Source organism: Halodesulfovibrio aestuarii DSM 17919 = ATCC 29578 (assembly GCF_000384815.1).
Classification (GTDB): domain Bacteria; phylum Desulfobacterota; class Desulfovibrionia; order Desulfovibrionales; family Desulfovibrionaceae; genus Halodesulfovibrio; species Halodesulfovibrio aestuarii.
On sequence record NZ_ARQF01000002.1, the window covers coordinates 1 to 1,318 of the forward strand.

The window sequence follows — 1,318 nt, forward strand, 5'->3', positions numbered from 1 at the left end:
TCTTTGAATAAATTGGGATAGCCCGGGCCATACAAAGCATGAATAGGGTTTCGTTCTTTTCCGTCACGTTTAAATATGAGCGTTGCGTGGTTACGCCCTTTGGCAATAAAGGCACCATGGATGGGCTTTCGCGTACCTGTTTTATGAACCTGAACCGTGGCACCTTTGCGCTTGGACATTTTCCTGTTGATAGCGACAGAACGCCCGCCGTAGCGCATTAAAGAAACGTTTTTGCTATCTTCAAGCCGTAAATGTGCGCGCAAGTCTTTCCGGTTAGACTTGAATATGGATATGTGGTTTCGCACTCGCCATTGAGGTACGTTGTAGATTCCGCAAACAGTCTTCACGATGTCAGTACGGATGCCCGTAATCGTGCGGTTCATTGCATGCGAAGTTACTTTTTCAATGCCTTGAGGAACAAGCTGCAAGGCGCGTCCTGCTTTCTTCACAGCTTGTTCAATCTGTGCGCTATCGATATTCACCAGAGGCATTAAAATACTTCCTGAAACAATTGTAGTTTTAGGGTGGTTCCCAAGCACAGCTTCCAACGGTTGTTAACCGTCCATGCTTCGTCGTTGATGGTCAGATCAGCACCAATCTTGGGGAGGTGGGGCCAGTCGTCAGCGATAAAGCGTAGCTCCATTATTGATACTGAACCGCCTAAGCCTTGGCGTTCGTCTCCATCACTAAGCATTTCCGTTCCACCGTCTTTGACAATGGCGAGCAGCTCTGTATCGTTAATCGTGATCAGCTGCCCGACATCATCAAGGATGGCGCGAAAATCAGAAATCATCTGTTCGCGGGAAAGCATGGCTAGTCGTCCTTAAGGTTGATGCCGTGTTCTGCAAGGATCTCGTATGGGTCTTTAGAAGCTTCTTTCATGTTCCGGATTGATTCAGGGGTGACATTTCCAGAGCGGCATAAGTCGATAATCCCTTGAACAAGGTCGGGGCCAACTTCGAGAGTGAACTCGATAATATTTAGAATCTTGTCGTTTCTACTCATCGCTTTTCTCCTTCAGTTCGGTGTATGCGCCTTTAGCTTCGTGCCAATAGGTTTTGAGTTCATCCAGTCTGGTCCGTGCTAGGGAAACCGCAGCATCTAGGGCAATGCGCTTCACCTCCTTATTTACAGAATCACCGGATTCTTCTGCCACTTTGTATTCTTCCAAAGCGGTACAGGCAGCTTTCCAGCTGCTGTGATAGATGGCGGCAATATGCGCGACACGGGCAACTGTATCTTTGGTGATGTAGCCTTGTTTAAAGGCAACTGCGGAACCGTCCATCACGCCGTTGTAAGCAATGTCACATGCTTTCAA

At 47.9% G+C, this 1,318-nt stretch carries 4 protein-coding genes; all 4 read right to left on the bottom strand.

The genetic code is table 11. The features are described from left to right. The coding region (locus F461_RS0100025; protein WP_019999116.1) for a phage tail protein at positions 1 to 491 on the bottom strand (491 nt) is incomplete at its 3' end. Beyond that, complete coding sequence (locus F461_RS0100030; RefSeq protein ID WP_019999114.1) at positions 491 to 811, bottom strand: hypothetical protein; 321 nt, start codon at positions 809 to 811, stop codon at positions 491 to 493. The genes F461_RS0100030 and F461_RS0100025, both read right to left, overlap by 1 nt. A gap of 2 nt (positions 812 to 813) precedes the next feature. Further along, positions 814 to 1,005 carry a hypothetical protein gene (locus F461_RS0100035; RefSeq protein ID WP_019999117.1) on the bottom strand — a complete coding sequence of 64 codons (192 nt, stop codon included), beginning with the start codon at positions 1,003 to 1,005 and terminating at the stop codon, positions 814 to 816. Further along, positions 998 to 1,318: hypothetical protein (locus tag F461_RS19245; RefSeq protein ID WP_026364532.1), on the bottom strand; the 321-nt coding region annotated here is incomplete at its 5' end. The genes F461_RS0100035 and F461_RS19245, both read right to left, overlap by 8 nt.

Excerpts from the sequence above, each read along its gene's own strand:
- F461_RS0100030 (WP_019999114.1), bottom strand. The coding sequence starts at position 811 with ATGCTTTCCCGCGAACAGATGATTTCTGATTTTCGCGCCATCCTTGAT.
- F461_RS0100035 (WP_019999117.1), bottom strand. The coding sequence starts at position 1,005 with ATGAGTAGAAACGACAAGATTCTAAATATTATCGAGTTCACTCTCGAA.